The sequence below is a fragment of the Pseudomonas sp. REP124 genome, from assembly GCF_020164475.1.
In the GTDB taxonomy this organism is placed as follows: Bacteria; Pseudomonadota; Gammaproteobacteria; order Pseudomonadales; family Pseudomonadaceae; genus Aquipseudomonas.
In genome coordinates this window covers 1-19,368 of record NZ_JAIQWX010000003.1, presented here as the reverse complement: position 1 = coordinate 19,368, position 19,368 = coordinate 1, and the positions used below count along the sequence as shown (strand labels likewise).

Annotated in this window: 13 protein-coding genes and 1 pseudogene; 9 read left to right on the top strand and 5 right to left on the bottom strand. The window is 52.3% G+C overall.

The window, feature by feature from the left end; all coding sequences use genetic code 11:
* Positions 1-32: 32 nt before the first annotated feature.
* The 9 genes and pseudogenes from K9857_RS01295 to K9857_RS30330 form a co-directional block, all read left to right on the top strand.
* Positions 33-1,424, top strand: coding sequence for an acetyl-CoA carboxylase biotin carboxylase subunit family protein (locus K9857_RS01295; protein WP_224533105.1), 1,392 nt, complete (start codon positions 33-35; stop codon positions 1,422-1,424).
* Positions 1,425-2,969, top strand: a complete 1,545-nt coding sequence (locus K9857_RS01290; RefSeq protein ID WP_224533104.1) for an asparagine synthetase B family protein — start codon at positions 1,425-1,427, stop codon at positions 2,967-2,969.
* A 23-nt stretch (positions 2,970-2,992) separates the two neighbouring features.
* Complete coding sequence (gene blsG / locus K9857_RS01285; protein WP_224533103.1) at positions 2,993-4,105, top strand: arginine 2,3-aminomutase; 1,113 nt, start codon at positions 2,993-2,995, stop codon at positions 4,103-4,105.
* A gap of 29 nt (positions 4,106-4,134) precedes the next feature.
* A complete protein-coding gene (locus K9857_RS01280; protein ID WP_224533102.1) occupies positions 4,135-5,019 on the top strand; it encodes a hypothetical protein in 885 nt (294 codons plus the stop codon).
* A gap of 37 nt (positions 5,020-5,056) precedes the next feature.
* The gene (locus tag K9857_RS01275) at positions 5,057-6,397 is read left to right on the top strand and encodes an MATE family efflux transporter (protein ID WP_224533184.1); all 1,341 of its coding nucleotides are present in this window, start codon (positions 5,057-5,059) and stop codon (positions 6,395-6,397) included.
* A 119-nt stretch (positions 6,398-6,516) separates the two neighbouring features.
* Positions 6,517-7,614: an aspartyl/asparaginyl beta-hydroxylase domain-containing protein gene (locus K9857_RS01270; protein WP_224533101.1), complete on the top strand. Its 1,098-nt coding sequence runs from the start codon at positions 6,517-6,519 to the stop codon at positions 7,612-7,614.
* A gap of 18 nt (positions 7,615-7,632) precedes the next feature.
* Positions 7,633-8,760 (top strand): pyridoxal phosphate-dependent aminotransferase, encoded by a 1,128-nt coding sequence (locus K9857_RS01265; protein ID WP_224533100.1) that lies wholly within the window; start codon positions 7,633-7,635, stop codon positions 8,758-8,760.
* Positions 8,761-8,916: 156 nt separating this feature from the next.
* Positions 8,917-10,266 carry a KamA family radical SAM protein gene (locus K9857_RS01260; protein ID WP_224533099.1) on the top strand — a complete coding sequence of 450 codons (1,350 nt, stop codon included), beginning with the start codon at positions 8,917-8,919 and terminating at the stop codon, positions 10,264-10,266.
* Between the two features lie 266 nt (positions 10,267-10,532).
* Positions 10,533-10,756 (top strand): annotated as a pseudogene (locus tag K9857_RS30330) (hypothetical protein); the annotation flags it as partial.
* A 72-nt stretch (positions 10,757-10,828) separates the two neighbouring features.
* On the opposite strand, the gene K9857_RS01250 reads toward K9857_RS30330, so the two are convergent.
* From K9857_RS01250 to K9857_RS01230, 5 genes are all read right to left on the bottom strand, one after another.
* Positions 10,829-11,791: a helix-turn-helix domain-containing protein gene (locus K9857_RS01250; RefSeq protein ID WP_224533098.1), complete on the bottom strand. Its 963-nt coding sequence runs from the start codon at positions 11,789-11,791 to the stop codon at positions 10,829-10,831.
* Positions 11,792-11,886: 95 nt separating this feature from the next.
* Positions 11,887-13,977, bottom strand: coding sequence for a hydantoinase/oxoprolinase family protein (locus tag K9857_RS01245; protein ID WP_224533097.1), 2,091 nt, complete (start codon positions 13,975-13,977; stop codon positions 11,887-11,889).
* Positions 13,978-14,010: 33 nt separating this feature from the next.
* Complete coding sequence (locus tag K9857_RS01240; protein WP_224533096.1) at positions 14,011-15,756, bottom strand: hydantoinase B/oxoprolinase family protein; 1,746 nt, start codon at positions 15,754-15,756, stop codon at positions 14,011-14,013.
* Between the two features lie 306 nt (positions 15,757-16,062).
* Positions 16,063-17,424, bottom strand: coding sequence for a purine-cytosine permease family protein (locus K9857_RS01235; RefSeq protein ID WP_224533095.1), 1,362 nt, complete (start codon positions 17,422-17,424; stop codon positions 16,063-16,065).
* 199 nt (positions 17,425-17,623) lie between these two features.
* The gene (locus K9857_RS01230) at positions 17,624-19,180 is read right to left on the bottom strand and encodes an amino acid permease (protein WP_224533094.1); all 1,557 of its coding nucleotides are present in this window, start codon (positions 19,178-19,180) and stop codon (positions 17,624-17,626) included.
* Positions 19,181-19,368: the final 188 nt, after the last annotated feature.

The following is a 19,368-nucleotide window of genomic DNA, read 5'->3' as shown; positions in this document are numbered from 1 at the left end:
TTTACAAAAAGAAAATTATCATGGATCGATATATGAAGCCGGAAATTCTAATTTTCATAGATAACGACTATTTATCAACTTCGCTGTATTTGTATAGGAGGTGGCACTTTCAAGTCGCAGCAAAAGAAAATATCAGGTGTATAACAATAATCGCAAAAGATAGCAGAAATATTAGTGAAGCTAGTGATGAAAGTGATGAAGTTGTCTTGGTAGATAGTATTGAAGCTAGCGAAGTGCTATATGCAGTAGAGCAATTAAGCCGAGCATACATTGTGAAAGGACTGTTTTGCTACCCGGCGCATGTCACACCGCATGGCGACGCTAACAATGTAGTTGAATATATTGCTAGGCAATACGGGCTTAACTATTATGGCGCCGAGTCACTGGAGAATTGTAACAATAAATACCTAATGCGTTCCCAGTTGAGCAGTATAAAAGATGGAGGGTTGGTAAGTTTCAGGCTCTTTAGCGGAGATTTTGAGACTATAAATGGTATTAAATATCCCGTAGTGATGAAGCCGGTATACGGGGGTGGCTCGGCTTTTGTCTCGATATGTGATGACCTCAAGAGTCTTGAGAAAGCATATAGTCACTTCATTGAAAAATTTCCTGACGTACCTGGAGCCTATTCTTTCTCGGGAACTGAGAAATGGCTTAGTTCCCCAGAAGACGGTCCTGTGCTATATCTGCCGGGAGTTTCCGTGTTAATTGAAGAATTCATTGAGGGGCCAGAAGGTTCTTTAGAGTGCTTGGTTGTCGACGGCAATATCTACCCGATGTTGATATTTGAAAAAATGATAACACGCAGCACCTCTAATACGGTTCTAGAAAAGGTCATAGTTACGCCGCCGCAAAGCTTTTCCACCGATCAGATATCGAAAATCGTATCAACTATTGGCAATTCTATAAAAGCACTGAAGGTAAAGAACGGATTTTTACACGTCGAGTTCAAATTATCCAAAAACGGCCCCCAAGTGATTGAGGTGAACCCGAGGCTGGGCGGATTCTTCGTTGACGATGCACTTAAAGATCTGTGTTCATGTGATGCGTATGCCTTAAACGTCAATTACATCACGGGAAAGCCAGTAACTATAGGGCACCATTTGGCGGATGCCCTTCCGATTTTACCGGAAGAAGCCGTGTACGCGATGCTTCTATTCTATCCAGCTCGATCAGGCTACATCAAAGCTATAAAGATTCCAGAAATTGACTCTGCGTGTGAGATTTTATCGCAGGTACAGCCTACTACTAACGGCCACAAAGATGGTTTTTTCGATGTTGAGAACGAAGAAGCTTATATCGCAAAAATGTGGGTGAGGGCAAAGTCTATAGGGGAGATACTTCGTGTCCACGAAGAGTATGAGAGAAGCATTAAAGTCGAAATATATGAATGTCGTGAAGATAAATTACTGGAGCAGTGCTAAATGTGCGGGATAGCTGCAGTTTTTGAAACGCCTACCAATTCTGATGAAAAATTCGACTTTGAGGCTGCCTTATTACAAATGTTGGGGAGAATCTCCCATAGAGGCGTTGCTGAGAAATTTGGAGAGCGCTTTATATTTTCTCATGCTGCTATTGGTACCAACCGTTTGCCTATTGTGGACAGGGAAGAGAACAAACAGCCGTTCATAGATAACATTTCCGGTCGCGCAATTATATTTAATGGTGAAATATACAACTTGAATGAGTTGCGAGTGGTTTTAGCATCACATGGCGTAAAATTTTTAGGCTGTTCAGATACCGAACTAGTCCTTAGAGCCTATAATCACTGGGGGGAATCTTGCCTGACCCGGCTCAATGGTATATTCGCGTTTATTATCTACTCACCGGAAGACAACACCGTTTTCGCTGCGAGGGATCGGCTGGGCGTTAAGCCTCTATACCTAGCCCAAGAAGGAAGTGTTCTCTATTTTGCATCGGAACTAAAAGCACTAATTGGGTTGACCAACAAGGCACAAGAAATCCTCCCAGGACACTACTGGGTAGACGGTCAACAGAATGCATATTATTTAATCAGCGAAAGCATATTGCCGGAACTAGATTACAAGTCTACGGTATCTAAATGCAATGAGCTACTGCACCTCTCGGTTAAACGTCAAGTCAATACGGATCTTCCAGTAGGCGTAGTTTTCTCTGGAGGGCTGGACAGTGCGATAATTCTTTATCTAGCTAACCTATACCATAAAAACGTCACAGCTTACACGGTCGGAGTGGCTGGCTCAGCTGACGTAGAGTTCGCGCATAGATTATGCAAAGAGCTTGGCGTCAAGATAGTTGTTTCTGATGTTGATCGTGTAGATCTGATGCAGTCTATTAGAGCTACTATATATGCATCTGAACAGTTTGAGCCCGTGGATATAACTGATGCATTAACTATACATTCTGCTTTTTCCCGAATGAAAGAAGACGGAATTCGTATAGCTCTGTCTGGAGATGGAAGCGATGAGTTGTTCGCTGGTTATGACTTTTTTATAGGGGCCAGTGACCGTCGTGCGCTTCAGTTGCATAAGGTTAAGAACTTGTATCGAACTGATCTACAGCGTGTGGATAGAATGAGCATGTTCAATACAGTGGAGTGTCGTGTGCCTTTTCTCGACAAAGAGCTTTTCGATTTTATAATGTCGGCTCCAATGGAGTTTCATGTAAGAGATGATATTAGCAAAGCCTTGTTGAGAGACGCGTTTTTCCTCGAACTGCCAGATTACATCACTCGACGACCAAAAATGAGGATGTCTGAAGGGTCAGGTGTAGGTGGGCTCATTTTTGAAATACTTAATTCAATGAATGACAGCCTGGGCAGCATGCCTTTTCCATTAGAAGATAATGCAGTTAATAGCGCGGCTTTGATATTCCAAGAGTTTGGCTTTGAACTCCCAAGTACGCGATATAAGGTACAAGGTCTCGATTATCATATTGGGGGATGGACAACCTCGAAAACTAATGAATGGGATAAAAGCCTCGTCAGTTAGCCTGTCAGCGAAGGATAATAAAAATGATTATTGCAAAGGATACTTTAAGTAAACAGGATTTGCTGTCTTCGGACCAATGGGGCGACCACAAGTTTCAAATGAAGAATGCCATTCGCACCAAGGCTCAGCTGGAAGCCTGGGTGACTCTCAGTGATACGGAATTGAAGGGCATTGAACAAACAGAACGCCAGTACAAGTGGATGATTACTCCATATTATGCATCACTAATGGACGAGACCAATGAGAATTGTCCCATTCGGCTGCAAAGCATACCCCACCCAAAAGAAGTTGATGAGAATAATCAGCAGGAGGATGTAGACCCGGTGGGTGATATGGTTTATATGAAAACCAGACGCGTCGTGCATAAGTATCCAAACCGAGTCATATTTCTTGTGTCTGATACTTGCCCAGTTTACTGTAGGCACTGCACTAGAAAATTTCATACGACTGACAAGTCAGGTAGCTATTACAACAAAGAGCTTCCCGCCTCATATGACCAAGACATAGAGTACATCGCAAACAACAAAGAAATCAGTGATGTATTACTTACCGGAGGCGACCCGCTTATTCTTTCCGATAAGATTTTGCATAGTATTATATCTAGGCTCAGTGCAATCCCCCACGTGGATTTTGTACGCATTGGCTCACGGTACCCGGTTTTTCTTCCGCAGCGAATAACCGATGACTTTTGTAAGATGTTGTCCGAATTCAAACCAATTTGGTTTAGTACCCATTTCAATCATCCCGTGGAAGTGACTCCTGAGGCCTTAAGCGCGGTAGATAAACTTCTCTCCCACGGTATACCGGTGCAAAACCAGACAGTTCTGTTGCGTGGAGTGAACGACAACGTCGAAACACTTAGAACGTTGAATCGGATGCTAGTGAAAGGAAGAGTAAGGCCTTATTACCTATACCACGCGGACAATGTTCAAGGCGTGTCACACTTTAGAACGTCGATAGAAAAGGGGCTTGAGATTATGGAACAGTTGCACGGCTATGAAAGTGGTTTCAGCGTTCCACAATATGTTTACACAACTAAACTTGGGAAGATCCCCTTAAATAACCAGTACTTCTATAGGCTGGGTTCTAAGAATTTTGTACTTGGCTATGATCATAAAACACTTGAAATTCCTTGAGGTAAGTTGGTCGCTAGTGGCATCACTTTATGATGGTTTTGAAATCAACTAATTCACAGTTTTTCGGTGATGATATGATAGTTAGTAAATTAGATTACTCAATGTTACACCCGGAATCTATTGTCGCTCAATTTAAAGAGGACTTTAGTTTTTCATCGGACGTCACAATATTAGATCTTCCTAAAGGCGATCAACAGCGACCGACGCCTAAACATTGGAGAGAAGACTGCCATTCAAACTACGATGATTTATTTCTTCAGCTATCAAGGCAAGTTGGTGATGTTTTCGGCTATAGTGATCTACAGAACGGTAAGCTCGTACAAGAAATATTCCCAATTTTCAAGGATAGAAATAAGCAGTTGGGAAGTGGTTCTGTGCACCTTGAACTTCATACTGAAGATCCCGCTTTACCTTATAGGGCAGATGTACTAGGTTTTTTATGCGTAAGAAACGACGATAAAGTCCCGAATTTGCTGTCTTGCCCAGATTTTTCAGGTGTTGAAGCATCGCTCAGGCACAGGTTAACCGAGACCTCTTATACCATTCTGTCCGATCGACCTTCTACTGTCCAATATAAGCCAATAGCTTTAGAGACGGCGGTATTGCAAGAGTCACCTACCGAGGGTTACTGCTTCATTTATGATCCTGTCTATGTTGACTACACAAAAATGTCTCAATGCGAAGAACTAGATTTTAGGAGTTTTATCAAGCTGGTTGAGTCAGCAGTCTTTGAGTTGTCAATGAGCGAAGCACAGATCTTGTTTATTAACAACTACAAGTGCGCTCATGGCAGGCCACAATTCACGCCAAAGTACGATGGAACGGATCGATGGCTAAAAAGAGTACAGATTTCCAAGGATGTGACTAAGCACCTGGAAGGGGAGTACAGTCTTGATATCATCACTGATATATAATCGTGCCGCGAGGCTTTCCCGTAAATATACATCCGAGATGCGCGAGAGTTCCAGACTCTCGCTCGCCTTTGTATCTGGCAATATCGCGCACGTGATTATTGCGACTACGGACGTAATAATGGCTGGATGGATTAGTACCGAGGCGTTAGCTGCGTCGACTTTGGCACAGGGACTCTACTATCTTCTATTTTTACTGTTTTCCGGGCTACTTATTTCCACAATCCCGTTTATTTCTGATGCATTGGGATCTAAGGCGAAAGAAGACCAATTTGCATCTGTATCGACCAGTTGCATTCAGATTATAGTAACCGCATTTTTGATATGCTTAGCAATACTCTATTTTGCGAAAGAAATATTAGTTTTTTTTGGCCAACATCCGCTTTTGTCTCTCGAAGCTCAGAGATACATGAATAGTCTGATGTGGAGCATCGGCCCTGCGATTTTATTCGTACACCTCAGAAATGTTTTATCGATAATGGGGTCGGCGCGATATACGGTAATCGCAATTATTATAGCTGCAATCTTTAACTTCATTGCTAACCTGACTCTGATATTTGGTTTTTTATGGGTGCCGCCCTTGGGTTTGTTCGGTGCAGGTATTGCTACGACACTAACAAACATTTTGCTTTGTATATTCCTGATTATATTAGGCTTTAGAAATTCGCAGTTCAGTGAGCGACAGCACTGTATAAAGTTGACATTGGTCAGGGGGTGGTTGATGTTGCCTATTTTAAGAAACGGTATTCCGGTCTCTTTAACTCAGGCAAATGACACGCTATTTTTCTTCATTCTCACAATTATAGTAGGTAAGTTTGGAGTCGTTGCGCTGGCTGCACATGGTATCGCAATGCAAGTTCTTCAAGTCGTATTTACAATACCTAATGGCATTTCTCAAGCTTCTACTACAAGAATAAGCCTCTGCTCTCCTTTGGGCGTCTATTCGTTGCGGACGCGTGACGCCGGATGGAGCGCTTTATGGCTTGGTTGGATAGTGCTCGCAGTAATATCTTCTATCCTGGTTATTTTTTCCCACGAGATTGCTCAGCTATTTATTGCTCCCGGTGACGGTGGAGATGACGAGCTTATCAAGCTTTCCAGTCTTTTTGTCTGCATTATAGGAGTCTTCCATTTCTTTGATGGAACTCAAATGGTACTGCTCGGTATATTCAGGGGTTTGAAACAGACGATCCTCCCGATGTTTCTTTCAATTATTTGTTTTTGGCTAGTGGGACTACCGCTCGCTCTCTTCTTGGCATTTTATACTGACCTAGGAGCAGCAGGTGTGTGGTGTGGCGTAGGGCTTGGACTAATAGCGCTGTTCTCTCTACTTCTATTTAGATGGATCCGATACAAGGCTCCGGCGCAGGTCGCGGCATGAGAAATCTATACGGCATTGGAGGTATAACTTACATACTAAGGCAAAGCATATTTGTGATAGCTTGCTTGGTATTGGTTTTTCTATTGCTAATTCTAGCGATGCCGAAGGAATTCTTGTCTATGTATTCGGTGTCTTACTGTGGCTTGTTATTTTTTCTTCTATATTCCATCAGCGCTTGGCCGATTGCTCGCTCTCAATTTGATATGCTCAATATCGTCGTGCCTTATTCTATGGTGCAACGTTTTAGTAGCTACTACTGTTGGCTCGTTCTGCTCTCCATTTTTACGTTTACGGCGGGACTCTATAATGGAAATGAATTGCTAGGATTTGGACTTTTAGTATCAAGTCAGTTGCTACTAATTTTTCTCATAATCTGGATGTATACGATGGTTGTTATTTGCTGCAGATCTGCTTTAAAGTGGCGGATGCCGGTGCTCACATTATGGTGCGAGGCGTTTGATGGTCTTGGCGATATTGATGATAAAACACGCAAGTGCATCCTTGATCTAATTGATTCTGAATTTCATGGAAGAGAATTATCACGTTTTAGTCGCCTGTCCAGCGGTTTGTTTAAGCCTACCTTGCCTGTACCTTATGCTACGAATATAAATATCAACGGATTTAAGTCGACGTTCGGGCCCAGAAAACCTATTTGGTCTAAGGACGATTTCAGTTTCCTCTCAGGCATTGATACGCTTCTTGTCGAGATGAAACTGGAACTAATCCAACTCTATGAAAAATACAAAAATATCCAGGAGGAATATCCCTTTCATGGTGATCCTTTGTGGAAGTCAGTTCCGCTTTATAAAGGAGGTAAAAAAGTTGCTGTATACGCTGAACTTGTTCCAAATACGATTCGTTTTGTCGAGGATGTGGTGCCAGGCGCTACTATTAGAGAGGTTGTGCTTTCAAGTCTAGAACCGGGCGGTCACATCGAGCCACATCTGGATTATGTATATCCTATGCTGACGTTACATTTTCCTATCCTTTGTGGTGATGATGGGTTATCTGGACTGAGAATTGGGGAAGAAGTTATTAGCTGGAGGGCGGGTGAAATCGCAATCATTGACACAACATTTCAGCATGAGTCTTGGAATCATAGTGAAAGTACTCGTGTAAATCTGATGTTTGATTTCTGGCCCGGAGATCTGAGCCTGTCGGCAAAAGCTTTTTTCACTGAAGTCTACTCACAGCAGATGCTGCGACACTTAAAATAATTATAGTTGGTGGAGAACATGTCAAACCCAAGCCAGCAGTTATCGAAGTTCTTGAGTGAAGGTCCTAAAATACGTAACTTAATTCAGATGCACGACGGCGAGTTTAATCTCGAGGTTCCGCAGGAGGTTTCTCGCGCGACGATTGAGGCCTTAATGAATGGGCGCACTGGCTATTGTAATCTTACTGGAATCGAAGTTCTAAAAAGCGCGTTGATCGAGAGATGCTTTCAACGATATGGTAGGATTTGTGACCCGGCTGAAGTTTTAGTTTCTAATGGTTCAAGCCAGGCTTTGTTCATGTTGATGAAGTGTATATTGTCAAATGCGGACGAGATTCTGATTCCGAATCCCTGCTGGCCCGCCTATAGATCTTATATAGAGCTAAACGGGGGTATTGCTGTCGATTACGAAATGGGAAGTAAGGGGCTCGACATAGTTGGAATTCGCAAGTTGGTGACTCTGAAAACCAAGGCGCTGATAATTAACTCGCCTCACAACCCCACTGGGTTGACTCTCAGGCGACAAGATATTCTGGAATTGGTGGCGTTATCTCAAGAGTTCGGCTTTCTAATAATTTCCGACGAAGCCTACGAAGGCATAATTTTCGGTAACGGTGAATATGTTAGTCCTCTGGATCTTATGGCCGACTCTAGCCTGCTGGTGGTTACACGCACGTTCTCAAAACTGTTCTCTATGTCTGGTTTTAGAATAGGCTATATGTTCGCGGATAGAAAAATCATCGACCGATGCTCAAAACTTCAGGGCGTCATGACGGACAATGCGTGTACATTTGCGCAGCATGGTGCCTTGGCAGCTATAACGTTGCCTAACAGCATTCTTAAAGAGCGCGTTGATGAGTTGCAAAGCCGAGCCTATTACTGTCATCAGTTATTGAGCACTACATTTGATATTGTACGGCCGCAAGGTGGATTTTTTCTATTTCCTGACATTTCCCGAGTAATGGGTGCTACTTGGAATTCGGATGCCCAATTTGTAGACGATCTACTCAATATAAAATCCGTTTCGACCACGCCAGGTTCTTCTTACGGTATGAAGGACCATATCCGCATCTCTATAGCTTCCGTTAATGAAACTGAAATCAAAGAAGCATGCGGGAGAATTGTTGATCTTGTTCATCATCGCTGATTTCAACAGGTGTTATTACTTTGGCAACTGTTGACGCTTGAAGGCTTCATGGTTTCATCAAGTATTACAGATGGTCCGGGATGTCTAGTTTAGATAAAGATAACTCCATATCTTACGGCAACCTTTATTCTGCACAAAAATTTTATTGGTCAATTTATGCATATTATTGAAATTAAAGTGGTAAGCGTTGAACGCCCCACGGCAAAATTCGAGGTTGAACGTTTCAAGGTTTATACATTGAATCAAATTGACCAGATTCCTCAGCTTGCTAAATTAGACAGTCGGACGATTTTGACGATGAAGGTGGTGGCGAGCGTTCTGCCCTTTCGAGTCAATGAATATGTTGTCAAAGAATTGATCGACTGGAGTAATATTCCAAATGACCCTATATACCAGCTAACCTTCCCCCAGAAGGATATGCTGGACAATGAATCTTTTGATCTAATAGCATCTTTACTTGTAAAAAATTCTGACCGCTCCTCCTGTGAGGCCGCGATAAAAAAGGTTAGAGCTAGACTCAATCCCCATCCTGCAGGACAGCTGGAGCGTAATATTCCTTCGCTTTCTGGCGTGACAGTAACGGGTGTCCAGCACAAATATCGTGAAACTGTACTGTTTTTTCCAAGCGCTGGTCAGATTTGCCATAGCTACTGTACTTTTTGTTTCCGTTGGGCTCAGTTCACGGGTGACCAATCGCTCAAGATTGCCGCTAAGGAAAACGGCCAGTTATTGGATTACCTTCGGGCTAACCCTAAAGTGACTGATGTTTTAATTACTGGCGGAGATCCGCTAGTTATGAAGACAAGTAATTTACGTGCTTACTTAGAAGCACTTTTGACTCCAGAGTTCGAGCATATCCACACCATCAGGATTGGGACGAAGGCGCTTTCTTTCTGGCCTCAGCGGTTTGTAAGTGACAGTGACGCGGGTGAGCTTCTTGATCTATTTAGGAAAATTATCAATAGCGGTAAACACTTAGCATTAATGGCTCATTATAATCATTGGGCGGAGCTTGAGCCTGCCATTGCTCGAGAGGCTATTCTTCGTGTTCGACAAACAGGCGCTCAAATACGTAGTCAGGGCCCGTTGTTGGCTCATATAAATGACTCCGCTGACGTTTGGGTGAGGCTCTGGCAGACGCAAATTCAACTAGGCATTATCCCTTACTATATGTTTGTCGAGCGTGATACCGGGGCCCGCCGATATTTTGAAGTCCCTCTTGTATGTGCGTGGGAAATTTACCGGGACGCGGTCAAACAAGTTTCAGGTATTGCCAGAACTGCCAGAGGACCTTCGATGAGCGCAGATCCGGGGAAAGTGGAGGTTTGCGGTGTAGCTGAAATTCGAGGGGAAAAGGTGTTTGTTTTACGTTTTATCCAAGCACGGAACCCAGATTGGGTGCAGAGGCCATTCTTCGCACGATTTGATCCCGATGCTACGTGGTTCGATCAACTCAAACCGGCTTTTGGGGAAAGTGCGTTCTTTTTCGAGAGTGAAATTTCTTAACCCGTCTTTGCCAGCGTTTTCGCTGATGATCAAGCGTTGCACACATCCCACCGACTCCAATGTGAGCAGCCTGCTCTACTTTACGTGCGCTCTTTGACACCATCGATCACGAGTGGATGATGTGCTTTCTGCAGCACCGAATCGCGGATTGATAGGTATTAGCGTTGATAGTTCCATGGCTGCGTACGGGTGTTTTTGAAAACGGTATGAGTACTTTTGCGAAGCCGGGCACACCAAAAGGTGCGCGTCTTTCACAGCAATTAGCCAATATTTATCTGCTCATGCGCCTAGAAAAATCCCAGCAACTGCTGAGACAAACGGACATGAGCGTGCTGGAAGTGAGTATTGCGTGCGGGTCCGAATGACCGTCGTATTTCGCCCGCAGTTATCGGGCGAATACGAGCGTTGCCAGCGGAATGCCAAGGCCTGCCACAAATGGTGCAGAAACCATTGTAGGAGCGAGCACGCTCGCGATGGAGGCCAACGGTAACGCGGGGCATCAGGCATCCCGCGTCATAGTTGACGACCATCGCGAGCAAGCTCGCTCCTACAGTTTTTTGGGTCAGGAGGGTACGGCTGCGGCGTTGCGCACTTCGCGTGCGGTGCAGCCGAAATGCTGGCGGAAGCTGCGGGTGAATTGGGCCTGGTCGCTGAAGCCCCAGCGCATGGCCAGTTCACCGATGGACAGGTGGCAGGCGGGGTTGTGCAGGCCGCGGTGGACCGCTTCGAGGCGGCGCAGGCGGATCCATTCGCCGAGGCTGTAGGGGGTGCTGCTGAAGAGTTTGTGCAGATAGCGCACCGACAGGCCGCACGCGTCGGCGACCATTTGCGGTGACAGGTCGGGGTTGCCCAGCTGCTTGTCGACGTACTGCTCGATGCGCTGCAAATGCATCGCTGCCAGGTTCGAGCTTTCACTGCTGAGCACGCGCTCGTCCTCGCGCAAGGCCATCAACAGAGTCGACAACGCCTGGTCGAGCAACATGTGCCGGGCAGTGTCGCTGCATTCATCGAAGCGCGCCGCGCACATCGCCAGTTGATCGACAAAGATCCTTCCCAGCGCACGCCGGGCATCGAAACAGAAACGGGTGTAGCGTTCGGCGCCGCGCAACTGTCCGTGCAACGCTTGTTCGGGAAGCTTGAACACCCACAGATCGTTGTCGCAGGCGTAATGAAAGCGGTAGGGCGCATCGCCCCGTTCGAAGATAAACCCGCCCGGTTGGCAATGCAGGGCGCGGCCGTCCTGCTCGAAATGCACTTCGCCGCGACGGGGCACGGTTACCAGATAACAGGCTTCACGGTCTTCACTGACCTGGGCCTTGCTGCGCGAATAGCCCAGCTGACTGGAGCGCAGACGGGACAGGGTCAGCGGCGTGCTGCCGGTTTCCCAGATCTGCAGGCTGCCGCTGAAGCGGCTGCTGGGGGCGAACTCCAGGGACAGGGGAAAATAAGCACTGGCGATGGCCTGGGCCCAGAGCGGCTGGCATTGACTGTCGGACCAGGCGCGGGTGGAGAGTTTGTAGGCCATGGCTGTCCTCGTATGATTTTTATTATGAGGACGGTGCCGAGGCCAAAGCCTGCGGCACCGCTGGTTTGCCATCATTTGCCATTGCTGGCGGACGGTCAATCGTCAGGCGTCAGCCGGTAGGTGGCGGACGGCGCCAGGGTGGCCTGCCAGCCCGGCGGCACGACGATGTTGGTGGTCGATTCCTCGATCACGCACGGGCCCTTGACGCTTTGCCCCGCTTGCAGGTGCTCGCCGTTGTACACCGGCGTGTCCTGCCACGGCGACTGGTCGCTGAACAGCATCGAGCGATGGGCGCTGGCTTCGGCCGGCAGGTCTTCTTCGGGCTGTGTAAGTTCCGGCATCGGCGGACGTTGCAGGCGGGCGATCACCGAGCATTCGAGGTTGACCAGTTCCGCCGGGCTTTGCGGCTCGCTGTAGGAAAACAGCGCCTTGTGCCGGGTGTGGAAGGCATCGCGCAACGCGGCCAGACCGGCTTGATCCAGTTGATCGCAGCTCAGTTCGACGCTGCATTCGTGGACCTGGCCGAGGTAGCGGATCTCCAGGTTGTAGCGGCATTCGACGTTGTTACCGGCGCCGAAACCGTCGTCGCGCAGGTTGTTCATGCCGCGCTCGCGCAACTCCCGCAGAGTGCGGTTGAGCAGCGGCAGGTCGACCAGATCGTCGTCCAGGCGCATCGGCAGGGTGGTCAACTGGTCGTAGCGGATGTCCGAGAGGATCTGCCCATAGGCGCACAGGCCTGAGGCGACTTTCGGGATCAGTACCACCTTACTGCCGATTTCCTCGGCCAGGCGCATCACGTGCATGCCCGCCGCGCCGCCCGCGCCGATCAGGGCAAAGTCCCGCGGGTCGTAGCCACGCTCCACCGAGACCCGGCGAATGCCGCTGACCATGTTCAGGTTGACCAGGGTGATGATGCCGATGGCCGCCCGTTCCACGCTGATGCCCAAGGGTTCGGCAATCTTGCTGCGGATCGCCTCTATGGCTGCCTTGCGGTTCAGGAGAATGCTGCCGCCGAGCAGGGCGCCGTCGGCCAGGTAACCGAGGGCGAGGTTGGCGTCGGTCACGGTCGGTTCGGTGCCACCCTTGCCGTAGCACACCGGGCCCGGGTTGGCGCCGGCACTCCGCGGGCCGACCTGGAGCATGCCGAAGTCATCCAGATAGGCGATCGAGCCGCCACCGGCGCCGAGGGTTTCCACCTGGATCATCGGAACGCCGATGCGATAGCGCAGAAAGTCGGTGTCCTTGCTGAAGTTGGTGCGCCCGGACTTGCTGAGGGTGATGTCGAACGAGGTGCCGCCCATGTCCACGGTGATCACATTGTCGATGCCGAACGGCTGGGCCACGCACAACCCGGCCTGGGGCGCGGAGGCGGGGCCGGAGTTGATCGCGTTGACCGCACGCTCGCGCATCACCACGCCCGGCGCCAGACCGCCATTGGACTGGAAGTAGCGGGTCGGCTGCTGGGCGCCGAGCTCTTCGAACAGAGCGTCGATGCGTTCGATGTAGCGGCCCATCACCGGGCTCAGGTAGGCGTTGACCACGGTGGTCGAGGTCCGGGTGTATTCGCGGATCTGCGGGAACACTTCGTTGCCGGTGCACACGAATACCCCCGGCAGCGCCGCGCGCACCATCTCGGCGGCCCTTAGTTCGTGGGCCGGGTTGCGCACCGACCAGACAAAGGAAATCGCGACTGCCTTCACCTCCTGCTGGCGGAAGTATTCGATGGCTTCGACGATGGCTTGTTCGTCGAGCGGCGCGTGTTCGCTGCCGTTGCTGAGCATCCGGCCCTTGATCGGACGACGCAGGTGACGCGGCACCAGCATGTAGGCCGGCGGGAAAGTGGCGTCGTAGCGGTGGCCGTCTTCCTTGTGGCCCAGGCGGATTTCCAGGCTGTCTTCGTGGCCGTCGGTGCACAGCAGGCCGACCTTGACCCCGGTTTTTTCGATCAGCGCGTTGAGGGCCACGGTGGTGCCGTTGATGCAAAGGTCGCAGTCACCGATGATCTCGGCCGGCGTGCGGCCGATGGCGTCGGCGATCTGCGCCAGGCCGTTGCGGATCGCGATGGTGCCGTCCTGTGGCGTGGAAGGGGCCTTGAACAGCTGCACGTTGCCGCTGCGGTCCGCGAGGATGAAATCGGTGAAGGTGCCGCCGGCGTCGATGCCCAGACGATATTGTTGCTTGCTCATGATCAGAGATTCCAGATAGCTCAAAGGGGCCGGTCAGTGCAGGTCGCGGCGGGCACGGGTAGCGGCGTCATCGACCTGGCCGTTGCCGTCGATCACCACGCCGTACTCCAGGCGCGCGCCTTCCACCGACACCAGGCCGTCGCGCACATCGTTCAGCACACTGGCGATGGGGCGGCGCAGCGGATTGCCGTAGCCACCACCGCCGGGGTTGACGTTGATCACCCGTTCCCCCGGTTGCGCGGTGATTTGCGCGTTATGGATGAAGTGCTGTTCCTCGCCGTCGGCCTTGCGGTGAATCAACCGGCCGAGCTTGGGTTCGAGCAGCACGTTGGTGGCGCCGGCGGCCCCTGAAGTCGGCAGTTGTCGGCCTTCGCCGAAACCGACCACGGTCATGCCGTGATCGAGCGGTTCGATTTCGATGCGGGTGCCCGAGCCACCGCGAAACTCGCCCGCGCCACCGCTGTCGGTCATCAGGCTGTAGCGGTGGATCAGGATCGGGTAGGAGTACTCCAGCAACTCGATATCGCCGGACATCAGCGCGCCGAAGCAGCACAGCGGACCGCACGCCGGCCAGCCGTCCATGGCCTTGTTGGCCCCGGCGCCGGAGATGATCGAGGCCAGCACCATGGTCACGTACTCGTCATTGTTGTTGCGCGGGTCGTGGCCGGCGATGTTGATCCCGCTGGCGTGGCCCCAGGAGGCGGTGACGCGATCGGGCGCGGCCTGTTCCAGAGCCTGGCGCACGGCATCGGCCAGGGTTTCCATCGGCGTGGTGGTGCTGTTGACGTGGGGCGCCGGTTCCCGGGCGTTGCACAGGGTGCCGGGCGGGCCGAGGTCGACCGAGACGCAGCGGTACAGGCCTTCGTTGTAGGGCGGCGGCACCTGGGCAAACATCATCAGCCCCAGGTAGACCCCGGACACCGAGTTGCCGGCGTAGGAGTTGATGAAGTAGGGCACTTGCGGCGGGCTTTCGATCAGCACGTGGGCCTCGTCGCCGCGAATTTCCACTTGCGCGGTGATCGACAGTTGTCCCAATCCGTGGCCGGAATCTTCCAGCACGGCGGTGCCAGTGTAGAAACCGTCAGGCACATCGCGCAGCAGGGCGCGCATGTGCCGGTCGGCCATGTCCTTGAGTTCGGCGATGCAGGAGCGCACCTGTTCCACGCCGTAGCGGTCTAGCAGCTCCAGCAGGTGGCGCTCGCCGACGTTGCAGGCGCCGTACTGGGCGTTGAGGTCGCCTTCCTGATAGGCGCGGGCGCGCATGTTGGTCAGCAGCAGGTTGATCACGTCTTCGCGACGCTTGCCCTGGGACCAGAGCTTGACCGGCGGGATACGCAGGCCTTCGGCGTAGATCTCCTTGGCGTCGGGGTTGTAGCCGGCGGGCACCGGGCCGCCGATGTCGGTCAGGTGGCCTTTGCACACCGTCCAGAACACCAGCTCGCCCTTGTAGAACACCGGTTTGTACATGCAGCAATCGAGGATATGACTGCCTTTGTAGGCCGGGTCGTTGTGGTAGATCACATCGCCTTCCTGGATGTCATCGCCGAAGAAACCGGCGACACATTTCATCGCCGGAATCAGCGAGCCCAGGTGGATCGGAATGTCCTGGCCTTGCAGGATCATTTCCGGAAGGTGGTCGAAGAGGGCGTTGGAATAGTCGTGAGCCAGGTTGAAAACGCTCGAGCGGCCGGTTTTCTCGAGGGTGATGGTCATTTCGCGCTGAGCGGTTTCAAGCGCGCCCCGCACGACGGCCAGGGTGATCGGATCGACTGTACTCATGGGTCACCAGAAATCTTGTTGTTATCCAGGTGGAGGTCAGGACGAGTGTCTGACCTACGACACAAAGCTACGCGCCGTGGGCGGTGGCTGGCTTGGCGTGGGGTGCACTGGTTTTTGATCCCTGGTGCACTGGTTGCCAACGGTGAAAATGGCCTTCTGTGGCGAGGGGGCTTGCCCCCGTTGGGCTGCGAAGCGGCCCCATGCATCCCCTCAGACAAACCGTGCATGCAGGTTTTACGACGGCTGCGCCGCCGAACGGGGAGTAAACCCCCTCGCCACAGGTGTTTGCATTCACAGGCAGAGGAATCAGGTGTAATTGGCGCGCACGAACCAACTGCGCCGGGCATTGTTGAGCAGCAGCCAGTAAGCCCCGAACGCGCAGATGAAGGTGAGGGGCGCCGACCAGGTGGCCAGGTCCGCATGACCGCTGTTGAGCAAGGCAATGCCCAGCCCCGCAGCGAGGAACCACGCACCCAGCCCGCAGGGGTTGAAGGCACTGACTCGATCCACCTGATACTCGATGCGATCCTGGAACAGCTGCCCATAGCGCGGTGAAAAGATATGCGCCAGGGCGATCGCCACCCAGGCCACCACGAAGATGCTCTGGTACGCCAGGGCCTGCAGGATGTACTCGAAAACGTTCAAGCGCATCAGCGTGTACACGAGCGCGCCGACGGCCACCGCCCAGACCCAATAAGGCACCCGGGCCAGCCCGACGCCGCCGAAAAACGCCTGCATGTTGGTCGCCGCCAGATAGAAATTCGCCGAGTTGATCCGCGTCTGGCTGACCCAGACGAACATCAGACCCCAGAACCCCATCAGCTCGATGATCGCCATCACCACCGACACCTCGCTCAAGCCGCCCGGTGTAGGAATGGTCCCCGCCAGGAAGATCCCCACCAGGCCATTGATCAGGAAAGTGAAGGTGTAGAACGGCAGACCGAAGTTGAAGCGCGCGTGATAGCGGGTGTCCTCCTCACGACCAAAGCGCGCGTAGTCCCAGGTGTACATCATCAGGATCCACACGCCCATGAAGTAGCTGAAGCAATCCCACCAGCCGTTCTTCACGGGTCCTCCGGCCGGGCCCATTTGCAGCCAGGCGTTGCTGTAGCCGTATTGCTCGACGGTCATTACCACCAGCGCCACCAGACCGATCAGATAGAACGGCAGCAGCACGCCGTTGAGCTTGTCCATCCAGTTCTGCACACGCCCCAGGATCAGCGGAACGCTGTACAGCGCCACCAGCAGATAAGCCTGGTTGAGCGACAGGTTGGGCATGTAGTTCTGGATCGCAATGGCAATCACCGAGCCTTCGAACACACTGTAGTAGGTGGCGGTTGCAAAGAAAATCAGGGTCGCCAGCACCGCCCCCTTGTGCCCGAACAGCACCCGGGAAAACAGCGCGACCGACAACCCGGTCCGGATCGCATAACGGGAAATGACCCCGTTGATGAGCGCATAGGTGACCACCGACAACAGCAGTCCGATGATCGCATTGGCAGTGCCAAAGGTCATGGCCAGGGTGGCGGACACCACCAGCCAGAACATCGCACTGCAAATACCCCACCAGGCCATTGTCAACGAACCTTTGGGCATGCGGTGTGTTGCGGGAACGGCGACCACCGAATAATCGGTGCTGTCGCCTTGTTGCGAGAGGGTGGCGGCCATGGTTCTTCTCTTGTTTTTGGATGAAGAACCTGGATGGTAAGAGCGCTGTGGCGAGAAAAGATTGCTGTTGGCTGCACTGGTTTTTGTGTAGGAGCGAGCTTGCTCGCGATGGAGGCCAACGATAACGCGGGGTATCAGGTTTCCCGCGTCATCGTTGACGACCATCGCGAGCGAGCTCGCTCCTACAGGGGGGTGGCGATTATGTCTGTTTGTTCAATGCTGCCTCGGCCGCGGCGATTTCGGCCTGGCGCTTGAGAATCACATCCCCCACCGGCGGCCCCTGGAAGCGCCGTGCTTCGAAGCCGAACCAGACGATGGCCGTCAGCACCAGGAAGCCGATGGTGATGTACAGCGCCCAGTCGTTGGGTGGCTGGATGCCGATGACGAAGATGATCACCATCGACAGGACCGAGAGCAGGGCGAACACCGTGTACCAGAATCGCCCCATGTTCCATGGCCCCATGACCGGCCATTTCGCGGTGCCGTAGGTGAACAGGCCGAGCACGATCGGGATGATGAAAGAGAAGAACAGGAAGATCACGGTGCAGGACACCACGATGGTGTAGACCGGGGTTTCACCGACCGAGATCACCGAAGAACCCCAATCGAACAGTACCGCCAGGGTCGCGCCGGTCCAGATCGCGGCGACCGGGCTGCGGAAGGTCGGCGACACCGAGGACAGTGCCTTGGAGCAGGGCAGGCCGCCGTCCCGGGAGAAGGCGAAGATCATCCGCGACACCGAGGTCACGGTGGCCAGTCCGCACAGGACCTGGCAGATGAAAATTGCCACGTACAGTGCGTCCTTGAGCAGCGGGTTGACCTGGGCATTCATGGCCCAGAAGAACACGTTCCAGCCTTGCTTGGCGGCGTCGTCCATGTTCGGCAGCATCAGCACGAAGGCGCTGAGCATCAGCCAACCGAACAGCAGCGACCAGAGCACCGACATGACCATGCCCTTGGGCACGGAGACCGCCGCGTTGCGGGTTTCCTCGGAGGTGTGGGCAGAGGCGTCGTAGCCGGTGATGGTGTAGATCGGCAACAGCAGGCCGAGCATGAAGATCCAGGCGTTGGACGCCTCTGGCCACACGCCGCCCCCGGCCGCGCCGGAGTAGTTGCCGAAGGTCACCAGCCGCGCGAACTCGAAACTGGGCGCCGAGATCAGGCAGACGACGGTCAGCGCCAGCGCGGTGGCGAAGATCAAGTAACCGGAGAAGTCGGTGAGCTTGGCGGTCAGGCCGATGCCCAGATGGTTACACAGGGCCTGCAGGCCTGTGAGGATCGCCAGGAAAATCACCCGGGTGGTTACGGTGTCTTCCATCCCCAGCGTCGGTCCGAAGGCGCCGAAGAAGAAGTAGTAGGTGCCGACATTGATCGCTCCCAGCACCGTCACCAGCCCCAGCAGGTTGAACCAGGCGGTGAGCCAGCCGGTGAAGCGGTTTCCGAGGATCGAGCCCCAGTGATACAGGCCACCAGCGGTGGGGTAGGCCGAGGAAATCTGCGCCATGGCCAGGGCGAACACGCCCGAGATCAGGCAGCCTAACGGCCAGCCGATGCCGATCGAGGCACCGCCTGCGCCCGAGGTGCCCTGGGCCAGTGAGTTGATCCCTCCGGAGAGGATGCAGATGATCGAAAAGGAAATCGCGAAGTTGGAGAAAACCCCCATTCGTCGCGACAGCTGCTGGGCATAGCCCATGCTGTGCAGCACTTTGACGTCATCGTCATGCGCCTCGGTGCCGGGCTGGTTTACTGTGCTCATCGGGTGTGCCCCTTCAGGTTTTGATACGCATCCATCCGCGACGGCGGACAGCTCGGCCTTCAACCCCTTGTTGTACTGCTCCTGTTTTCTACTTTTGGATTTGCCCGGAATAAACCTGATGACAGCGAATCAGGTAGGCCGAGCGAAACCTGTGGCGAGGGGGCTTGCCCCCGTTGGACTGCGCAGCA